Annotated in this window: 20 protein-coding genes; all 20 read left to right on the top strand. The window is 59.3% G+C overall.

Going from position 1 to position 14,732, the window contains the following annotated elements; genetic code table 11:
- Positions 1-8: 8 nt before the first annotated feature.
- Positions 9-314, top strand: coding sequence for a 30S ribosomal protein S14 (gene rpsN, locus ACR3E4_RS05500; protein WP_068340744.1), 306 nt, complete (start codon positions 9-11; stop codon positions 312-314).
- A gap of 13 nt (positions 315-327) precedes the next feature.
- Positions 328-720 carry a 30S ribosomal protein S8 gene (gene rpsH, locus ACR3E4_RS05495; protein WP_010437099.1) on the top strand — a complete coding sequence of 131 codons (393 nt, stop codon included), beginning with the start codon at positions 328-330 and terminating at the stop codon, positions 718-720.
- 11 nt (positions 721-731) lie between these two features.
- Entirely contained in the window at positions 732-1,265 is a 534-nt protein-coding gene (rplF, locus tag ACR3E4_RS05490) for a 50S ribosomal protein L6 (protein ID WP_170456135.1), read from the top strand.
- Between the two features lie 11 nt (positions 1,266-1,276).
- The gene (rplR, locus tag ACR3E4_RS05485) at positions 1,277-1,636 is read left to right on the top strand and encodes a 50S ribosomal protein L18 (RefSeq protein ID WP_010437103.1); all 360 of its coding nucleotides are present in this window, start codon (positions 1,277-1,279) and stop codon (positions 1,634-1,636) included.
- Between the two features lie 116 nt (positions 1,637-1,752).
- On the top strand, positions 1,753-2,316 hold the full coding sequence (gene rpsE, locus ACR3E4_RS05480) for a 30S ribosomal protein S5 (RefSeq protein ID WP_170356677.1): 564 nt from the start codon (positions 1,753-1,755) through the stop codon (positions 2,314-2,316).
- A gap of 12 nt (positions 2,317-2,328) precedes the next feature.
- Positions 2,329-2,517, top strand: a complete 189-nt coding sequence (gene rpmD, locus ACR3E4_RS05475; RefSeq protein ID WP_039538297.1) for a 50S ribosomal protein L30 — start codon at positions 2,329-2,331, stop codon at positions 2,515-2,517.
- Positions 2,518-2,628: 111 nt separating this feature from the next.
- On the top strand, positions 2,629-3,012 hold the full coding sequence (locus tag ACR3E4_RS05470; protein ID WP_480534610.1) for a hypothetical protein: 384 nt from the start codon (positions 2,629-2,631) through the stop codon (positions 3,010-3,012).
- 189 nt (positions 3,013-3,201) lie between these two features.
- Positions 3,202-3,417 carry a DUF1127 domain-containing protein gene (locus ACR3E4_RS05465; RefSeq protein WP_480471837.1) on the top strand — a complete coding sequence of 72 codons (216 nt, stop codon included), beginning with the start codon at positions 3,202-3,204 and terminating at the stop codon, positions 3,415-3,417.
- 202 nt (positions 3,418-3,619) lie between these two features.
- Entirely contained in the window at positions 3,620-4,093 is a 474-nt protein-coding gene (rplO, locus tag ACR3E4_RS05460) for a 50S ribosomal protein L15 (RefSeq protein WP_480534612.1), read from the top strand.
- Positions 4,094-4,202: 109 nt separating this feature from the next.
- A complete protein-coding gene (secY, locus tag ACR3E4_RS05455; RefSeq protein ID WP_480534614.1) occupies positions 4,203-5,567 on the top strand; it encodes a preprotein translocase subunit SecY in 1,365 nt (454 codons plus the stop codon).
- Positions 5,564-6,208: an adenylate kinase gene (locus ACR3E4_RS05450; RefSeq protein ID WP_480534616.1), complete on the top strand. Its 645-nt coding sequence runs from the start codon at positions 5,564-5,566 to the stop codon at positions 6,206-6,208. The genes secY and ACR3E4_RS05450 overlap by 4 nt, the downstream gene beginning before the upstream one ends.
- A 200-nt stretch (positions 6,209-6,408) precedes the next feature.
- Positions 6,409-6,777, top strand: coding sequence for a 30S ribosomal protein S13 (gene rpsM / locus ACR3E4_RS05445; RefSeq protein WP_298387605.1), 369 nt, complete (start codon positions 6,409-6,411; stop codon positions 6,775-6,777).
- Positions 6,778-6,792: 15 nt separating this feature from the next.
- Positions 6,793-7,182, top strand: coding sequence for a 30S ribosomal protein S11 (gene rpsK / locus ACR3E4_RS05440; RefSeq protein WP_170462414.1), 390 nt, complete (start codon positions 6,793-6,795; stop codon positions 7,180-7,182).
- A 114-nt stretch (positions 7,183-7,296) separates the two neighbouring features.
- The gene (locus ACR3E4_RS05435; protein WP_170387759.1) at positions 7,297-8,313 is read left to right on the top strand and encodes a DNA-directed RNA polymerase subunit alpha; all 1,017 of its coding nucleotides are present in this window, start codon (positions 7,297-7,299) and stop codon (positions 8,311-8,313) included.
- Positions 8,314-8,487: 174 nt separating this feature from the next.
- Positions 8,488-8,910 carry a 50S ribosomal protein L17 gene (gene rplQ / locus ACR3E4_RS05430; protein WP_480534618.1) on the top strand — a complete coding sequence of 141 codons (423 nt, stop codon included), beginning with the start codon at positions 8,488-8,490 and terminating at the stop codon, positions 8,908-8,910.
- 159 nt (positions 8,911-9,069) lie between these two features.
- On the top strand, positions 9,070-10,125 hold the full coding sequence (locus tag ACR3E4_RS05425) for a TauD/TfdA family dioxygenase (protein WP_480534620.1): 1,056 nt from the start codon (positions 9,070-9,072) through the stop codon (positions 10,123-10,125).
- Positions 10,126-10,204: 79 nt separating this feature from the next.
- Positions 10,205-11,590, top strand: coding sequence for a trypsin-like peptidase domain-containing protein (locus ACR3E4_RS05420; protein WP_480534621.1), 1,386 nt, complete (start codon positions 10,205-10,207; stop codon positions 11,588-11,590).
- Between the two features lie 3 nt (positions 11,591-11,593).
- Positions 11,594-12,907, top strand: a complete 1,314-nt coding sequence (locus tag ACR3E4_RS05415; RefSeq protein WP_480534623.1) for a replication-associated recombination protein A — start codon at positions 11,594-11,596, stop codon at positions 12,905-12,907.
- Positions 12,908-13,016: 109 nt separating this feature from the next.
- On the top strand, positions 13,017-14,060 hold the full coding sequence (locus ACR3E4_RS05410) for an RluA family pseudouridine synthase (protein WP_480534625.1): 1,044 nt from the start codon (positions 13,017-13,019) through the stop codon (positions 14,058-14,060).
- A complete protein-coding gene (locus ACR3E4_RS05405) occupies positions 14,057-14,731 on the top strand; it encodes an HAD-IA family hydrolase (RefSeq protein ID WP_480534627.1) in 675 nt (224 codons plus the stop codon). The genes ACR3E4_RS05410 and ACR3E4_RS05405 overlap by 4 nt, the downstream gene beginning before the upstream one ends.
- The last annotated feature ends 1 nt before the right edge of the window (position 14,732 follow it).

Here is a 14,732-nt window from a genome sequence, read left to right as displayed (position 1 = left end):
ATTGAGACATGGCTAAAAAAGCAATGATCGAACGCGAGAAGAAGCGCGAACGCCTGGTGGCCAAATATGCCGCAAAGCGTGCCGAGCTGAAAGAAATCGCGAATGACGAGAGCCGCCCGATGGAAGAGCGCTTCAAGGCGCGTCTGAAACTGGCGAAACTGCCGCGCAACAGCTCGGCAACCCGTCTGCACAACCGTTGTCAGCTGACCGGTCGTCCTCATGCTTACTACCGTAAGCTGAAGGTCAGCCGTATCGCGCTGCGCGAGCTGGGTTCTGCTGGTCAGATCCCCGGCATGGTGAAATCGAGCTGGTAAGGGAGACATAGATATGAACGATCCTATCGGCGATATGCTCACCCGTATCCGCAACGCGCAAATGCGCGGCAAGTCCACCGTTTCCACCCCGGCTTCCAAGCTGCGCGGTTGGGTTCTGGACGTGCTGGCGGACGAAGGTTACATCCGTGGCTACGAAGCGACGACCGGTGAAAACGGTCATCCGGCCATCGAAATCAGCCTGAAATACTACGAAGGCACCCCTGTCATTCGCGAACTGAAGCGGGTCTCGAAACCCGGTCGTCGCGTGTACATGGGCGTCAATGACATCCCGCAGGTCCGTCAGGGTCTGGGTGTGTCGATTGTCAGCACTCCGAAAGGTGTGATGTCGGACGCAAACGCTCGCTCCAACAATGTTGGCGGCGAAGTGCTCTGCACCGTCTTCTAAGGAGGTCTGCAATGTCTCGTATTGGTAAAAAACCGGTCGAGCTGCCCAGCGGCGTTACCGCCTCTGTGTCGGGTCAGACCATCGAAGTGAAAGGTCCGAAAGGCACCCGCAGCTTCACCGCCACCGACGACGTCACGCTGTCGGTTGAAGACAACGTGGTCAAGATCGACCCCCGCGGCATGTCCAAGCGTGCCCGCCAGCAGTGGGGCATGAGCCGCACCATGGTTGCCAACCTGGTAACCGGTGTGACCACAGGCTTCAAAAAAGAGCTGGAGATCCAGGGTGTTGGTTACCGGGCTCAGATGCAGGGCAACACCCTGAAGCTGAACCTGGGCTACAGCCACGATGTCGACTTCACTGCTCCGGAAGGTGTCACCATCACCGCGCCGAAGCAGACCGAGATCGTTGTGGAAGGTATCGACCAGCAGCAGGTGGGCGAAGTCGCGGCCAAAATCCGCGAATGGCGCCGTCCCGAGCCGTATAAAGGCAAGGGCATCCGCTACAAGGGCGAGTTCATCTTCCGCAAGGAAGGCAAGAAGAAGTAAGGACGCAAACAATGGCAAACAGCAAAAGAACCCTGTTTCTGAAGCGCCGCCTGCGCGTTCGGAACAAACTTCGCAAGGTCAACGCGGGTCGTCCGCGTCTGTCCGTACACCGTTCGAACAAGAACATCTCTGTTCAGCTGATCGACGACGTACGTGGCGTGACCCTGGCATCTGCCTCGACCCTGGAAAAAGACCTGGGTGTTGTTGGCAAGAACAACGTCGAAGCGGCCACCAAAGTGGGCGCGGCCATCGCCGAGCGTGCCAAGAAGGCAGGCGTCGAAGAGGCCTATTTCGATCGTGGTGGCTTCCTGTTCCACGGCAAGGTGAAGGCAGTTGCCGACGCCGCGCGTGAAGGTGGTCTGAAGATCTAAGACCTGCGGGCGGGTTTCGATCCGCCCCGATGATCCGGGGGCCTCGGCAACAGTCGGGGCTCACTTGGATTGAAGCAAACGGCGCCGTATGCGCCACATGAGAAAAGGGATGCCAAATGGCAGAACGTGAAAACCGTCGGGGCCGTGGCCGCGACCGTGAAGAAGCACCGGAATTTGCCGATCGTCTGGTCGCAATCAACCGCGTGTCGAAAACCGTAAAAGGCGGTAAGCGCTTTGGCTTCGCCGCTCTGGTGGTTGTCGGCGATCAGAAAGGCCGCGTCGGCTTTGGCAAAGGTAAAGCGAAGGAAGTACCTGAGGCCATCCGCAAGGCGACTGAACAAGCCAAGCGTCAGATGATCCGCGTGCAACTGCGCGAAGGTCGTACCCTGCACCACGACATCGAGGGCCGTCACGGCGCTGGTAAAGTGGTTATGCGCACCGCACCTGAAGGTACCGGTATCATCGCCGGTGGTCCGATGCGTGCCGTGTTCGAAATGCTGGGCGTTAAGGACGTTGTGTCCAAGTCGCTGGGCTCGCAGAACCCGTACAACATGATCCGCGCCACCATCAACGGCCTGCAGAAAGAGCAGAGCCCGCGTTCGGTTGCCGCACGTCGTGGCAAAAAGGTTGCCGACATCCTGCCCAAGCGGGACGAAGCACCGGCTGAAGCCGAAGCGTAAGGAGAGCGAACCATGGCAAAAACCATCGTCGTCAAGCAGATCGGTTCCCCGATCCGTCGCCCCGCCGAACAGCGCGCAACCCTGATCGGTCTGGGCCTGAACAAGATGAACCGCACCCGTGAGCTGGAGGACACGCCTTCGGTCCGCGGCATGGTCAACAAGATCCCGCATCTGGTTGAGATCATCGAAGAGCGCGGCTAAGACCGAGCTTTAGAGATTGCAAAGGCCTCCGATGAGTCGGAGGCTTTTTTTATTGCCATTAGGCGGAGCTGAGGTATCGTTTATTCCAGATTTTTAGAATGGATATAAACGATGAAGTTTCTTCTAAGCGCGATTTGCGCGATTTTCGTTGGCAGTGCTGCTTTTGCTCAGTGCCCAGACAAAGCCCCTAAAACATTTAACAATTACTTGTCAGATGGGGATCAGAAAGTGAATGCGGCGTGGCTGCAAAAGAACCTTTCAGGGCGCAAGGTCGTTTATTCTGGAAAGGACGTCGAGACTTATTCCGCAAGTGGTGGGTATTCCTACAAAAGAGGCGGGCAGTCTTGGAAAGCGAATGCCTATAAATTCTACAACAATGGAGTTCGCTGCATCGGGTATGACCAACCTCGCTTCGACCTCTATGTAGTAAACAATGGCCAGCTGGTTTTGATAAATGAGCAAAAGCAGCGTTACATCGGTCAGATCAGAAAGTAGCCATTTACCGAGTTCAAGTATTGGCAGCGCCGTGGGATTTCACGCTCTCGCGTGTTGCACTATTCGCATACCGGCTAGACCAAAACACGCGTTGTTAGCGGTATCCAACACTCCTATCTGAGCGTTGTCCACAAAGGAACACATGGAAACGCCCGGGGAATACGCCTCGGTACAGAAAGGATTAGAAATATGGCACATACAGCTACTCTGACACATGGCGGCTTCAATCTGCGGGGCCGTATCGCGGCTTTCGTTGAAGGCATGAAAGAAACCCGCGCGCGCGCGATCGAATACAACCGCACCTATTCCGAGCTTCAGCGCCTCAGCAATCGCGAGCTGGACGATATCGGTATTCGTCGGTGCGACATCGCTGATATCGCGCGTGAGCACGCGTACTGCTCGTAAGACACCTACCACTCACGAAGAAAGGGGCGCCCTGTGTGGCGCCTCTTTTGGTTTTTGGCTTTGTGACATAACAAACCTTGCAACACAGGGCGCAACGCTGTAGAGCGCTCCGGTGGATTTGCGTCCACGAGAATCAAAACCAAAAAACGCCGTGGTTGGCCCATGACGCTTCGGGGGTCACATCCGGCTAAGGAGAAGCGATATGAAACTGCACGAATTGCGCGACAATCCCGGCGCGAGCCCGAAACGCACCCGCGTTGGCCGTGGTCCCGGTTCCGGCAAAGGTAAAATGGGTGGCCGCGGTATCAAAGGCCAGAAATCCCGTTCGGGTGTGGCCATCAACGGCTACGAAGGCGGCCAGATGCCGCTGTACCAGCGCCTGCCCAAGCGTGGCTTCAACAAGCCGAACCGCAAGGAATTCGCCGTCATCAACCTGGGCCTGATCCAGAAATTCGTCGACGCTGGCAAGCTGGACGCCAAGGCTGCGATCACCGAGGACGCGCTGGTTGCATCCGGTCTGGTCCGCCGCAAGCTGGACGGTGTCCGCGTTCTGGCCAAAGGCGAGATCAGCGCCAAGGTGAACCTGGAAGTTACCGGTGCTTCGAAAGCCGCTGTTGAGGCGGTCGAGAAAGCGGGCGGCTCACTTACGGTCACAAAAGCTGCTGCGGCAGAGTAAGCGCTTGTGAGCGGGCCAAGACCCGCTTACATAGACCTCAGAGTTTTCCAAGACGCCGCCCGAGCCGGAAAACGGTTCCGGGCGGTGTTTTCATAAGAGAGACCGATTTATGGTATCAGCAGCAGAACAAATGGCAGCCAACACAAGCTGGGCTGCTCTGGGCAAAGCCACCGATCTGCGCAACCGCATCCTGTTCACGCTGGCCTTGCTGATCGTCTATCGTCTGGGCACCTTCATTCCGGTGCCGGGGATCGACGGGCAGGCATTGCGTGAGTTCATGGAGCAAGCGGGGCAGGGCATCGGCGGCATGGTTTCGATGTTCACCGGCGGGGCGCTGGGGCGGATGGGTATCTTTGCCCTCGGCATCATGCCCTATATCTCGGCCTCGATCATCGTGCAGCTGCTGACATCGATGGTTCCCGCGCTCGAACAGCTCAAGAAAGAGGGCGAGCAGGGGCGCAAGAAGATCAACCAATATACCCGTTTCGGCACTGTGGCGCTGGCCACCGTGCAGGCCTATGGCCTGGCCGTGTCGCTGGAATCGGGCGATCTGGCCACCGATCCTGGCATGTTCTTCCGCATGTCGACCATGATCACTCTGGTCGGCGGCACCATGTTCCTGATGTGGCTTGGTGAACAGATCACCGCGCGCGGCATCGGCAATGGCATCTCTCTGATCATTTTCGTCGGCATCATCGCCGAGGTTCCGGCCGCTCTGGCGCAGTTCTTTGCTTCGGGCCGCAGCGGTGCGATCAGCCCCGCCGTGATCGTTGGCGTGATTGTCATGGTCATCGCCGTGATCACCTTCGTGGTGTTCATGGAACGGGCCCTGCGCAAGATCCACATCCAATATCCGCGCCGTCAGGCCGGAATGAAAATCTATGAAGGTGGCTCCAGCCACCTGCCAGTCAAAGTGAACCCGGCGGGCGTGATCCCGGCGATCTTCGCCAGTTCGCTGCTGCTGCTGCCGGTGACGATCTCGACCTTCTCGTCGGGGGCGACCAACGGGCCGATCATGTCGTGGCTGCTGGCCAATTTCGGCCCCGGACAGCCGCTGTACCTGCTGTTCTTCGCCTCGATGATCGTGTTCTTCGCCTATTTCTACACGTTCAACGTGTCGTTCAAACCGGACGATGTGGCGGACAATCTAAAAAAGCAGAACGGCTTTGTGCCGGGCATCCGTCCGGGCAAGAAAACCGCCGAATACCTGGAATACGTGGTTAACCGCGTGCTGGTTCTGGGTGCGGCCTATCTGGCGGCGGTCTGCCTGCTGCCGGAAATCCTTCGGGGCCAGTTTGCCATCCCGTTCTATTTCGGCGGCACCTCGGTTCTGATTATTGTCTCTGTGACCATGGACACGATCCAACAGGTCCAGAGCCATCTGCTAGCGCACCAATACGAAGGTCTTATCGAAAAGTCCCAGCTGCGTGGTAAGGGGAAGAAACGCAACAGGAAGGGACCTTCTCGTCGATGAACATCATTCTTCTCGGCCCCCCGGGGGCAGGCAAGGGGACGCAAGCGCGTCACCTCGTTGAAACACGCGGCATGGTACAGCTGAGCACCGGCGACATGCTGCGCGAGGCCAAGACCTCGGGCACCGAAATGGGCCAGAAGGTTGCCGCGATCATGGATGCGGGCAAGCTGGTCACCGATGAGATCGTGATCGGCCTGATCGAAGAGAAGCTGACCTCCGAGACCGGAGCCGGATTCATCTTCGATGGCTTCCCGCGTACACTGGCGCAGGCGGACGCGCTAGCGGCACTGCTGACCAAGCTGGGTCAGTCGCTGCACACCGTGGTCGAGATGCGCGTCGATGACGAGGCGCTGGTCGAACGGATCACCGCGCGGTCAACCTGTTCCGGTTGTGGCGAGGTCTATAACGACCACACCAAACCGATCCCCGCCGACGGCAAGTGCACAAATTGCGGTCAGCAAAAAGAGTTCACCCGCCGCGCCGACGACAACGAAGACAGCCTGCGCACGCGCCTGATGGAATACTACAAGAAGACTTCGCCGCTGATTGGCTATTACTATGCCAAGGGCGATCTGCGTCCGGTGAACGGGCTGGCGGATATCAAGGAAGTCACGGCTTCCATCGAGGCCATTCTCGGCTGACTTCAATATGGGCTTGACGGCACCGCCAAAAGCCCATATCGACCCCCATCCCCAAAGGGAATCAAGACTGCGTATGGGATTCGTCCCATCCGCCCCGACCACCTCGAATAATGCTAGACCCTCTGGCGGCACTGCCACGGTCAAGCGTTGTGAAAAAAGGTTCTGGAGTTACGGAACCGCAACGAAAAGGAAAGTGACACGTGGCACGTATTGCCGGCGTAAACATCCCGACTGCAAAGCGGGTACCAATCGCCCTCACATATATCACCGGTATCGGCAACACCTCGGCCAAAGCGATCTGCGAAGCCGTGGGCATCGATGCGACCCGTCGCGTCAATGAACTGTCGGATGCCGAAGTTCTGGCCATCCGCGAACACATCGACGCCAACTACACCGTCGAAGGTGACCTGCGTCGTGAAGTTCAGATGAACGTCAAGCGTCTGATGGATCTGGGCTGCTACCGCGGTCTGCGTCACCGCCGCAACCTGCCGGTTCGCGGTCAGCGCACCCACACCAATGCTCGTACCCGCAAAGGCCCCGCAAAGGCCATTGCCGGTAAGAAGAAATAAGGGAGGGTCTGACCGATGGCACGCGACAAGACTCGCATCAAGCGCAAAGAGCGCAAGAACATCGCATCGGGCGTCGCCCATGTGAACTCGACCTTCAACAACACCAAGATCCTGATCTCGGACGTACAGGGCAACGCCATCTCGTGGTCGTCTGCTGGTACCATGGGCTTCAAGGGTTCGCGGAAATCGACACCCTACGCCGCTCAGATGGCTGCAGAAGATGCAGGCAAAAAGGCGCAGGAACATGGCGTCAAGACGCTGGAAGTCGAAGTTCAGGGCCCCGGTTCGGGCCGTGAATCGGCTCTGCGTGCGCTGGCTGCAGTGGGCTTCAACATCACGTCGATCCGCGACGTGACACCGATTGCTCACAACGGTTGCCGCCCGCCGAAGCGTCGCCGCGTCTAAGCGATTTTGAATTGAGCTGGGGCTGTGTTTTTGCACGGCCCCAGCACGTCATTTTGAACCTCGGGCGTCTGCACCTTGTTGGTCATGGGGCGCGGACAGGAATGGAGGGATTACATGATCCATAAGAATTGGGCAGAATTGATCAAGCCGACCCAGCTGGAAGCCAAGCCGGGCAACGATCCCGCACGTCAGGCAACGCTGGTTGCCGAGCCGCTGGAGCGTGGCTTTGGTCTGACCCTGGGTAACGCGCTGCGTCGTGTTCTGATGAGCAGCCTGCAGGGCGCGGCCATCACCAGCGTTCAGATCGACAACGTCCTGCACGAGTTCTCCTCGGTCGCAGGCGTACGTGAAGACGTCACCGACATCATACTGAACCTCAAAGGCGTGTCGCTGCGCATGGAAGTTGAAGGCCCCAAGCGCCTGTCGATCAATGCCAAAGGCCCTGCCGTTGTCACTGCGGGCGACATCAGCGAAAGCGCCGGCATCGAGGTTCTGAACCGCGATCACGTCATCTGCCACCTCGACGATGGCGCTGACCTGTTCATGGAACTGACCGTCAATACCGGCAAAGGCTACGTCTCGGCTGAGAAGAACAAGCCCGAAGACGCGCCTATCGGTCTGATCCCGATCGACGCGATCTATTCGCCGGTCAAAAAGGTTGCCTATGACGTTCAGCCGACCCGTGAAGGTCAAGTTCTGGACTATGACAAGCTGACCCTGAAGATCGACACCGACGGTTCGATCACGCCGGAAGACGCGCTGGCCTTCGCCGCACGCATCCTGCAGGATCAGCTGTCAATCTTCGTCAACTTCGACGAGCCGGAATCGGCTGGCCGCCAGGACGAAGACGATGGTCTGGAGTTCAACCCGCTGCTGCTGAAGAAAGTGGACGAGCTGGAATTGTCGGTCCGTTCGGCAAACTGCCTGAAGAACGACAACATCGTTTACATCGGCGACCTCATCCAGAAGACCGAAGCCGAGATGCTGCGCACCCCGAACTTCGGCCGCAAGTCGCTGAACGAGATCAAGGAAGTGCTGTCCGGCATGGGTCTGCACCTCGGCATGGATGTCGAGGACTGGCCGCCCGACAACATCGAAGATCTGGCGAAGAAATTCGAAGACGCCTTTTAAGAAAGATGGGGTGAAACCCCATCCTACAAGAGCGCTTCAAAAGTAGGGTGGGGTTCTACCCCACCTCTTAATGCCCGGACTGCCGGGGACTGTATGGGCAATGATGCCCCAAGGAGAGCTGGTGACACGCATCGCTGGCCAGACAAAGCAAAACGCGAAAGAAGGAACTTGAAAATGCGTCACGCACGTGGTTACCGCCGCCTGAACCGTACTCATGAGCACCGCAAGGCTCTGTTTGCAAACATGGCTGGCTCGCTCATCGAACATGAGCAGATCAAAACAACTCTGCCCAAAGCAAAAGAGCTGCGCCCGATCATCGAAAAGCTGGTCACCCTGGGCAAGCGCGGCGACCTGCACGCCCGGCGTCAGGCCGCAGCACAGCTGAAAGAAGACAAAGACGTCGCCAAGCTGTTCGAAGTTCTGGGCCCTCGTTATGCCGAGCGTCAGGGCGGTTACGTCCGCATCCTGAAAGCGGGCTTCCGCTATGGCGACATGGCACCGATGGCGATCATAGAATTCGTTGATCGTGATGTCGACGCCAAGGGCGCGGCTGACAAAGCCCGCGCCGCCGCCGAAGAGGCCGCAGACGAAGAATAAGAAAGCCAGGCTTTCTGAACCATGGCCCCTGCGTTCCAAACGTGGGGGCTTTTCTTTTGCGCCCACCTCATGTCGCGATCAAGTTGTTTGCGACGATTTATGTTGATGAAACCCGGCTCAGTATGCGCCAATCTGGACATCAGACGTAGAGGTTGGATGATGACTGAGCTTTCCGAACTACCCCAACGACTGACCGGTCCCTCGGTCTGGACCGGAGCTGAAATGCGCGCGCGTCAGACAGACTGGATCAACGATCTGGCATCAGATGATATCGCTGATCTTGAGCAGGCGGCCCGTCACTATTTGTCTCTGGGGCGTGACATCGGCCTGATGACCAAGGCTGAGTTTCCGCTACAGCGATTTGATCAACATCTGGCTGACCTGCGCGACAAGCTGATCAACGGCATAGGGTACGAAATTCTCCGTGGTCTGCCAACCGAGACCTATTCGCAAGAAATGGCGGCGGCGATTTTCTGTGGGGTCGGAGCACATCTCGGCTCGGCCCGCTCGCAGAATGCGCAGGGGCATATCCTGGGTCATGTCCGCGACACTGGCGCGGATGCAAATGATCCGAATACCCGCATCTATCAGACGCATGAACGCCAGACATTCCATACCGACAGTGCCGACATCGTCGGGCTGCTATGCCTGCGCGAAGCCAAAGAAGGCGGCGACTCGCTGCTGGTGAGTGCTGAGGCGATCTATAATCGGATGCGCACCGAATGCCCCCACTTGCTGGAACGACTGTTCGACCCGATTGCAACGGATCGGCGTGGAGAAGTGCCGCAGGGGATGGAGCCATTCATGACCATCCCGCCCTTCTCGTGGCATGACGGCAAGCTGACGGTGTTTTATCAGAGGCAATATATCGACAGCGCTCAGCGATTTCCCGCAGCGATGCGGTTGAGCGATGACCACATTGCGGCCTTAAACACTTTCGACGCCCTTGCCAATAATCCTGACATGTATCTGACCATGCGATTGCAGCCTGGCGACATGCAATTCGTCTACAACCATTCTCAGTTACATGATCGAACCGGATTCACCGATTGGCCTGATCCTGACAAGCGGCGCCACTTGCTACGGCTGTGGTTGTCCCCGGAAGGCGACCGGCAATTGCCAGAAGTCTTCAAGCAACGCTATGGCACGATCGAAGTGGGAAATCGTGGCGGGATCATCACCGAAGGGACCCGCCTGCACGCGCCCTTGGACTGAGATCGCGCCTGTCAGGGCAAGCTTGCATTATCGCGTGCTTAGACGCATATCCAACGCAGTCCTGCAGGTAGAGGTAAAGATGGTTCGTGCGTCGCTTTTGGCTTTTTTCGTGATGTGCGCTTCGGTCGCGTCCGCTGAGACCCGGGTGCCAACATCCCAAGCTGAAATCTCATTGGGCTTCGCCCCGGTGGTCAAACAGGCCTCGCCCGCCGTCGTCAACATTTACGCCAAGATTGTGCGCGAGGGGCGGGTCAATCCGCTGTTCTCGGACCCGTTCTTTCAGGATTTCTTTGGCCGGGGTCTCAATGAGCCGCGCCAGCGTGTGCAGAATTCGCTGGGCTCCGGGGTGATCCTGTCGGAAGACGGTTATGTGGTCTCGAACTATCATGTGGTCGGCACCGCGACAGAAATCCGGGTGGTGACCACGGATCGACGTGAATACTCGGCGCAGGTTGTGCTGGGCGACAAGGAAAGCGACATTGCGATCCTGAAGCTGGAAAAAGCCGAAGACCTGCCATTCCTGACTTTGCGCGACTCAGATCAGGTCGAGGTGGGTGAGCTGACGCTTGCCATCGGCAACCCGTTTGGGGTGGGGCAGACCGTGTCGTCGGGCATCATCTCGGGGCTGGCGCGCACTGGCACCGCGACGGGCAATGCGCGGGGGTATTTCATTCAGACCGACGCGGCGATCAATCCGGGTAATTCCGGCGGGGCGTTGATCGACGTGAATGGCGATCTGATCGGCATCAACACCTCGATCCTGACCCGTTCGGGCGGGTCGAACGGGATCGGCTTTGCCATTCCGGCCAATCTGGTGGCCGAATTCCTGCGGCAGGCGCAGGACGGCAATGACAGTTTCATCAGTCCCTGGGCCGGGGTTTCCGGCCAGCATATGAGCGCGGATATCGCCGAGTCGCTGGGCCTGACCTTCCCCATGGGTGTGGTCATTTCCGACATTCATCCGCTCAGCCCGCTGGGCGAGGCTGGATTGCGGGTGGGTGATGTGGTCACGCATGTGGACGGGGATGAGGTGAACTCGCCCGCCGAAATGAAATTCCGCATGTCGGTGGCGGGGGTCGGCGGGACGTCGGTGCTGACCCGTCTGCGCGGCGACCAGAGCGAGGATGTCAGCGTCGCCCTGGTCAGGGCGCCGGACACGCCTGCGGCAGACGAGACGGTTCTGACAGACGGAACCGTGATGCCGGGTCTGACCGTTTCGCGCATCAATCCGGCGGTGATCACGCGGTTGCGGCTGCCCTTGTCTGTGGATGGCGTCGTGGTTGTCGATGCCGGTCGTTATGGCGGGCGATCCGGCCTACAGGTCGGAGATGTGCTGAGCCGTATCAACGGCACCGATATCGCCGCACCCGGCGACGTGATCGACGCGCTAACCAATCCGGGCCGCCGTCTGCAATTCGAGCTGCAGCGGGACGGGCGCACAGTGTCCTTGCGGTTCCGGTTGTAAGCCTTGGCGGATCTGTTCGATACCGGGTCGTCCGAACCTGCGGCCGCACTGCACCGTCCGCTGGCCGACCGGCTGCGCCCGCAGTCGCTGGCCGAGGTGATCGGGCAGGAACAGGTTCTGGGCCCGGATGCGCCGCTGGGGGTCATGCTGGCATCGGGCAGTCTTTCCAGCCTGATATTCTGGGGCCCGCCGGGGGTCGGCAAAACCACCATCGCGCGTCTTCTTGCACAAGAGACGGATCTGCATTTTGTTCAGATCAGTGCGATATTCACCGGCGTGCCGGACCTGAAGAAGGTTTTCGAGGCCGCAAAAATCCGGCGTCAGAACGGGCAGGGCACGCTGCTGTTCGTCGACGAAATCCATCGTTTCAACAAGGCGCAACAGGACGGGTTTCTGCCGCATATGGAGGATGGCACCATCCTGCTGGTGGGGGCCACGACCGAGAACCCCTCGTTCGAGCTGAACGCCGCTGTGCTCAGCCGGTCGCAGGTGCTGGTGCTGGAACGGCTCAGCCTTGCCGATCTGGAACGTCTGACCCAACGCGCCGAGAAAGAGCTGGGCCGCGCCTTGCCGCTGACCCCGGCGGCACGGGATGCGCTGCAGGAGATGGCAGATGGCGACGGACGGGCGCTGTTGAACCTGATCGAACAGGTGGCCGCATGGAATGTCGAAGCCGCGCTGACACCCGAAGCGTTGTCGACGCGGCTGATGCGGCGAGCCTCGAAATACGACAAATCGGGGGATGAGCATTACAATCTGATCTCGGCGCTGCACAAATCGGTGCGCGGGTCCGATCCCGATGCGGCGCTCTATTGGTTTGCGCGGATGCTGACGGGCGGGGAAGACCCGCGCTTTCTGGCCCGCCGTCTGACCCGCATGGCGGTCGAGGACATTGGTCTGGCCGACCCGCAGGCACAGGCGATCTGTTTGCAGGGCTGGGAAACCTACGAACGCCTTGGTTCGCCCGAAGGTGAGTTGGCGCTGGCGCAGGCTGTGGTCTATCTGGCGCTGGCCCCGAAATCGAACGGGGCCTATGTGGGCTATAAGGCCGCGATGCGGTTGGCCAAGCAATCAGGCAGCGCGCCGCCGCCCAAACATATCCTGAATGCGCCGACATCACTGATGAAGGATCAGGGTTATGGCGCGGGCTATGCCTATGATCACGATGCCGAAGACGGGTTTTCCGGGCAGAACTATTTCCCCGACGACATGGAGCGGCCCGAGCTTTATCAGCCGGTCGAGCGCGGGTTTGAGCGTGAGTTGAAAAAGCGGCTGGACTATTTTTCGAAACTGCGTGCGCAACGGAACGCGCGATAGGCTCGGGTTGACTCTTCGTCCAATGCGCGCGACAGACGCGCATGTTTTCTAAGGCACTGAAACGGGTAAATTCCGGGCGGATCAGCCGCGCGGCGCAAGGGGCAATGGCATGAGTGGCGTGCAGATGATCACGGTGGCAGAAGGTGACGGCGACCAGAGGCTGGATCGCTGGCTGCGCCGCCTGTTCCCGCATGTCAGTCAGGGCCGGATCGAGAAGATGTGCCGTAAGGGTGAGCTGCGGGTTGATGGCGGTCGGGTGAAGGCCTCGACCCGGCTGGAGGTCGGGCAGTCCGTACGTGTGCCACCACTGCCAGACGCCGATCACAAACCGGCTGAAGTGCGGCGCAGCATCTCGGATGCGGATGCGAAGATGATCCAGTCCTGCGTGATCTACAAGGACGACCACGTTCTGGCGCTCAACAAGCCGCATGGCCTGCCGGTTCAGGGCGGCAGCGGTCAGACCCGCCACGTGGACAGCCTGTCCGAGGCATTGCGGTTTGGCTATGACGAGAACCCGCGCCTTGTACATCGGCTGGACAAGGATACTTCGGGCGTTCTGTTGATGGCCCGCACGCGCGAAGCGGCCAAGGGGCTGACCGCGGCGTTCCGGCATCGCAACACGCGCAAGATCTATTGGGCGCTGGTGGCCGGGGTGCCCACTCCCTACTTGGGTGAGATCAAGACCGGGCTGGTCAAGGCCTCGGGTCATGGCAAGCAGGGCGAAGGCGAGAAGATGATCGCCGTCCATTCCAGCGAGGTCAACGATACGCCCGGCGCGAAACGGGCGCATACGCTTTACGCCACGCTCTATCGTGTCGCCGGGCGCGCGGCCTGGGTGGCGATGGAACCGGTCACGGGCCGCACCCATCAGCTGCGCGCGCATATGGCGGCCATTGGGCATCCGATCATCGGGGATGGCAAATATGGCGGCTCGGGGCAAGAGAACCTTGGCGATGGCTGGGGCGCGCAACTGGGTGGCGTCATCAGCAAGAAGTTGCACCTGCATGCGCGGCGTCTGTCCTTTGAACACCCGATGACCCGCAAAGCCATTTCGATCACCGCACCTTTGCCGGATCACATGAAACACAGCTGGGACACGCTGGGCTGGACCGAAGACCTTGCCGCGGATGACCCGTTCGAGGAACTGCGATGACCGCGCCGCTACGGCTGGTTCTGTTCGATGTGGATGGCACTCTGGTCGACAGTCAGGGGGCGATTGTGTCGGCGATGACCGCTTGTTTTCAGGCGCTTTCGCTACCGGTGCCGGATCGCGCAGCCATCCTGTCCATTGTCGGCCTGTCCTTGCCGCATGCGATGGCACGTCTTGCGCCGGACCAATCAGATACCGTGCAAATGCAATTGGTCGAGGGTTACAAACAGGCCTACCATGCGCAACGGCTTGAACAGGGCGCGGCCAGTTCGCCGCTCTATCCCGGCGCGCGCGATGTGATCAAGGCATTGCACGGGCGTGACGAGGTTCTGCTGGGCGTTGCCACAGGCAAATCTCAGCGCGGTCTGGAGGCGCTGCTCGAGGCGCATGATCTGGAGCGGTTTTTTGTAACCCGGCAAGTGGCGGATCATCACCCGTCGAAACCGCATCCTTCCATGATCGAAACCGCTCTGGCGGAAACCGGCGTTTTGGCGCAGCACGCGGCGATGATCGGGGATACCAGCTTTGACATGGAGATGGCCGCTGCCGCACGGGTCACCGGCATCGGGGTCAACTGGGGCTATCATGACCGATCCGCGTTGGGTGCGGCGCATACGGTGATCGAGAGTTTTGAACAATTGCCAGCAGAACTGGCCAGGATTTGGGGCGAATGAA

The sequence above is a fragment of the Ruegeria sp. AP11 genome, from assembly GCF_056535865.1.
This window is presented reverse-complemented; position numbering and strand designations above follow the sequence as displayed.

Coding starts and splice junctions, on each gene's coding strand:
- rpsN (WP_068340744.1), top strand. CDS start 9: ATGGCTAAAAAAGCAATGATCGAACGCGAGAAGAAGCGCGAACGCCTG.
- rpsH (WP_010437099.1), top strand. CDS start 328: ATGAACGATCCTATCGGCGATATGCTCACCCGTATCCGCAACGCGCAA.
- rplF (WP_170456135.1), top strand. CDS start 732: ATGTCTCGTATTGGTAAAAAACCGGTCGAGCTGCCCAGCGGCGTTACC.
- rplR (WP_010437103.1), top strand. CDS start 1,277: ATGGCAAACAGCAAAAGAACCCTGTTTCTGAAGCGCCGCCTGCGCGTT.
- rpsE (WP_170356677.1), top strand. CDS start 1,753: ATGGCAGAACGTGAAAACCGTCGGGGCCGTGGCCGCGACCGTGAAGAA.
- rpmD (WP_039538297.1), top strand. CDS start 2,329: ATGGCAAAAACCATCGTCGTCAAGCAGATCGGTTCCCCGATCCGTCGC.
- ACR3E4_RS05470 (WP_480534610.1), top strand. CDS start 2,629: ATGAAGTTTCTTCTAAGCGCGATTTGCGCGATTTTCGTTGGCAGTGCT.
- ACR3E4_RS05465 (WP_480471837.1), top strand. CDS start 3,202: ATGGCACATACAGCTACTCTGACACATGGCGGCTTCAATCTGCGGGGC.
- rplO (WP_480534612.1), top strand. CDS start 3,620: ATGAAACTGCACGAATTGCGCGACAATCCCGGCGCGAGCCCGAAACGC.
- secY (WP_480534614.1), top strand. CDS start 4,203: ATGGTATCAGCAGCAGAACAAATGGCAGCCAACACAAGCTGGGCTGCT.
- ACR3E4_RS05450 (WP_480534616.1), top strand. CDS start 5,564: ATGAACATCATTCTTCTCGGCCCCCCGGGGGCAGGCAAGGGGACGCAA.
- rpsK (WP_170462414.1), top strand. CDS start 6,793: ATGGCACGCGACAAGACTCGCATCAAGCGCAAAGAGCGCAAGAACATC.
- ACR3E4_RS05435 (WP_170387759.1), top strand. CDS start 7,297: ATGATCCATAAGAATTGGGCAGAATTGATCAAGCCGACCCAGCTGGAA.
- rplQ (WP_480534618.1), top strand. CDS start 8,488: ATGCGTCACGCACGTGGTTACCGCCGCCTGAACCGTACTCATGAGCAC.
- ACR3E4_RS05425 (WP_480534620.1), top strand. CDS start 9,070: ATGACTGAGCTTTCCGAACTACCCCAACGACTGACCGGTCCCTCGGTC.
- ACR3E4_RS05420 (WP_480534621.1), top strand. CDS start 10,205: ATGGTTCGTGCGTCGCTTTTGGCTTTTTTCGTGATGTGCGCTTCGGTC.
- ACR3E4_RS05410 (WP_480534625.1), top strand. CDS start 13,017: ATGAGTGGCGTGCAGATGATCACGGTGGCAGAAGGTGACGGCGACCAG.
- ACR3E4_RS05405 (WP_480534627.1), top strand. CDS start 14,057: ATGACCGCGCCGCTACGGCTGGTTCTGTTCGATGTGGATGGCACTCTG.